Source organism: Microbacterium umsixpiens (assembly GCF_053543675.1).
This window is the reverse complement of sequence record NZ_JBLVOH010000213.1, coordinates 816-4,436: the sequence shown is the minus strand read 5'-3', so window position 1 is coordinate 4,436 and position 3,621 is coordinate 816. Positions and strand designations below refer to the sequence as shown.

Below are 3,621 nucleotides of genomic sequence, written 5' to 3'. Positions count from 1 at the left end.
CCCCCACGCCGGCGCCGGCGGCATCCGGCGTCCGATCTGCACAGGAACGGTCGTCACGATCTGCCCAGGTTACGCTTTCCACCGACGTCTCGGAGCATTCCCGCGACCACCAGGGCGAAGGCGCCGACGAAAACCAGGAGCCATAGACCGAGCGAGTAGGAGTTGGTGTCGGGGTTGTATGTCGCTCCCATGACCAGCGGCGGGAAGTATCCGCCGAGGCCGCCCGCTGCCGCGACGATGCCGCTGACCGATCCGACCTTCTCCGGTGGCGTCGATGGGCCGATCCAGGCGAAGACCGCCCCCATGCCGAGCCCCATCGCCGCGGCCATCAGGATGAAGGTCACCCCGGTGACCACGCCCTCGGGCGGCTGCTGGCCCACGATGTAGGCGAGGGAGACGATCCCACCGAGTGAGATCAGTGCGATCACCTTGGGGCCGAAGCGGTCGGCCAGCACGCCGCCGATGGGACGCGCGACGACCGCCGCCGCGGCGAACAGAGCGGTTCGTGTCCCCGCTCCGACGACATCGACGTCGTCGGGATAGATCGTGGTGAGGTACTTGGGCAGGAAGGTCGAGAATGCGACGAAGCCGCCGAAAACGATGCCGTAGAGGAAGGCCATCTCCCACGTCACCGCGAGCTTGAGCGCACCGATGACCTTCGGCACGAATCGCTCCGTGTTGGGCCGCCAGACCGGCGAGTCGCGGAGGAAGAACCAGGAAAGCACGGCGAGTGCGGCCAGTGCCCCCGCGATCACCAGGTGCGTGGGGAGGTAGCCGATCGACTCCACCAGGCGGGGCGTGAAGAACGCCGAGACGGCCGTGCCGATCATCCCCATCCCGAAGACGCCGTTCGCGAACCCACGTCGAGCCGGCGGGAACCAGGCGCTCGAGAACGGGATGCCGACCGCGAAGATCGTTCCGGCGACACCGAGGTAGAACCCGGCGATCAGCAGCAGGGGGAAGCTGCGGATCTCTCCCGCCACCGCGACGAGGAGGACGGCCGGAACCGAGATCAGCAGCACGGCGGTGAACATCTTCCGCCCGCCGAAGCGATCGGTCATCGCACCGACGACGATGCGTCCGAGCGCGCCCACCAGCACGGGCGTGGCCAGCATCAGCGAGATCTGCCCCTCATCGAGGCCCATATCGGTGGCGTACGCCTTCTGCAGTGGAGCGATCGCCATCCAGGCCCAGAACCCGACCGTGGAGGCGAGAGTCGCGAGGATCACCTGCGCGAAGCCGCCTTTGAGTTCGGACGGGGCGGGGGAAGTTGCGGCAGAACTCATGGGTGGTTCCTCCTCTGAGCGATGAGAGTAGCCCCGCGACCACCCCGCACACCACCCTGTTCTCCCGTGCTAATTGCCCCGCGGATTAACACGGCGCACCCTTGTGCGGGTCCGGGCTCGGGTGTTGGATGCTGAGTCAAAGGCCGCCTGAAGGAGACACGATGACCCCTGGCATCCGAACCGAGAGTCCGCACTCCACAGATGGCGCTCTCGCCGATGGGCTGGTGAGCCTCGGCAGGTTCATGAGGCCGGGCGAGGTCTCCTCCGATCTGCGGTCGCTGTTTCTGGAAGGCGGCCGCTCGGGCGATGCGTTCTACCGCGACCGCTGGTCGCACGACAAGGTGGTGCGCTCGACGCACGGTGTGAACTGCACGGGCTCGTGCTCGTGGAAGGTGTACGTCAAGGACGGCATCATCACGTGGGAAGCACAGCAGACCGACTACCCCTCCATCGGTCCCGACTCGCCGGAGTACGAACCGCGCGGCTGCCCCCGGGGTGCCGCCTTCAGTTGGTACACGTACTCGCCGACCCGGGTGCGCTATCCGTACATCCGCGAGACGCTCGCGCAGCTCTACCGTGAAGCTCGGGCCGTGCACGCAGACCCCGTCGACGCCTGGGCCTCGATCGTCGAAGATCCGGAGAAGGCCACCGCCTACAAACGCGTCCGTGGCAAGGGGGGTCTGATCCGCGCGACCTGGGATGAGGTGCTCGAGATCGCGGCGGCTGCCCACGTGCACACGGTGAAGAAGTACGGCCCCGATCGCGTCGCGGGCTTCTCGCCGATCCCGGCCATGTCGATGGTGTCCCACGGAGCGGGCTCGCGCTTCCTCAATCTGCTCGGTGGCACGATGCTGTCGTTCTACGACTGGTACGCCGACCTGCCTGTCGCGAGCCCCCAGGTGTTCGGCGATCAGACCGACGTGCCGGAGTCCGCCGACTGGTGGAACGCCGGCTACCTCATCATGTGGGGCTCGAACGTCCCGGTCACCCGCACGCCGGACGCACACTTCATGGCTGAGGCGCGCTACCGCGGCCAGAAGGTCGTCACGGTCTCGCCGGACTACACCGACAACACCAAGTTCGCCGACGAGTGGGTCGCGCCGCACCCGGGTACGGATGCTGCACTCGCGCTCGCCATGGGCCACGTCATCCTCCGCGAGCACTTCGTCGAGAAGCGGACGCCGCGGTTCGAGGAGTACATGCGGCGCTACACCGATGCGCCCTACCTCGTGGCGCTCGAGGAGCGGAACGGCGGGCTGGTTCCCGGCAAGTTCGTCACGGCGTCCGATCTCGACGGGGACGCTGCAGCGCAGGCGCGCGCCGACTTCAAGCCGGTGCTGCTCGATGCCGTCGGGAATCCGGTCGTTCCGAACGGTTCGCTCGGCCACCGGTTCACGGCGGAGGACGAGGGGCGCTGGAACCTCGACCTCGGCGACGTCGTCCCGCCGCTCTCCATCAGCGATCTGCCGGGCGATCACGATGCCGTCGAGGTGCGGTTGCCGCGCTTCGATCTCGATCCGGAGCCGGGTCAGGAGCATGCCGGCGGGTCCGGGGTCGTCGTGCGCGGCGTTCCGGTGCGCACGGTCGCCGGGCGGAAGGTCACGACCGTGTTCGACCTCATGCTCGCCCAATACGGCGTCGGTCGCGAAGGGCTGCCGGGTGCGTGGCCGACCGGCTACGACGACGCGAGCAGTCCCGGAACACCGGCGTGGCAGGAGGAACACACCTCGGTCCCGGCGCCGCAGGCGCTTCGCATCGCGCGCGAGTTCGCCGACAATGCCGAGCGGTCGGGCGGCCGGTCGATGATCCTCATGGGTGCCGGCACGAATCACTGGTTCCACTCCGACACGATCTACCGCACCTTCCTGGCGCTGACGACGATGACCGGATGCCAAGGGGTGAACGGCGGCGGCTGGGCGCACTACGTCGGTCAGGAGAAGGTGCGTCCGATCACGGGGTATCAGCAGTACGCGGCCGCAGCGGACTGGGGGCGCCCGCCGCGTCACACCATCGGGACCGCGTTCTGGTATCTGGCGACCGATCAGTGGCGCTACGACGGGCTGCCGGCCGACCAGCTGTCGTCTCCGCTCGGTCTCGGCCGCTTCGCCGACCGCACCACGGCCGACTGTCTCGTCGAGTCCGTGCAGCGCGGATGGATGCCCAGTTATCCGACATTCGACCGGAACCCGCTCGATCTGTGCGACGAGGCCGATGCGATCGGAAAGGAACCGGCGCAGTACGTGGTCGACAGCCTCGACGACGGCTCCCTGAAGTTCGCCGTCGAGGATCCGGATGCGCCGGAGAACTTCCCGCGCGTCGTGCTGGTGTGGCGGGC

General features: G+C 68.0%; 2 protein-coding genes. One reads left to right on the top strand and one right to left on the bottom strand.

Annotated features, from left to right (window positions below; all coding sequences use genetic code 11):
• Positions 1–53 precede the first annotated feature (53 nt).
• The gene (locus ACNPM4_RS18250) at positions 54–1,286 is read right to left on the bottom strand and encodes an MFS transporter (protein WP_262001545.1); all 1,233 of its coding nucleotides are present in this window, start codon (positions 1,284–1,286) and stop codon (positions 54–56) included.
• A gap of 161 nt (positions 1,287–1,447) precedes the next feature.
• On the opposite strand from ACNPM4_RS18250, the gene ACNPM4_RS18245 reads away from it, so the two are divergent.
• Positions 1,448–3,621: molybdopterin-dependent oxidoreductase (locus ACNPM4_RS18245; protein ID WP_448986638.1), on the top strand; the 2,174-nt coding region annotated here is incomplete at its 3' end.

Bases quoted from the DNA above. Each gene is read 5' to 3' on its own strand.
- ACNPM4_RS18250 (WP_262001545.1), bottom strand. From the start codon at position 1,286: ATGAGTTCTGCCGCAACTTCCCCCGCCCCGTCCGAACTCAAAGGCGGC.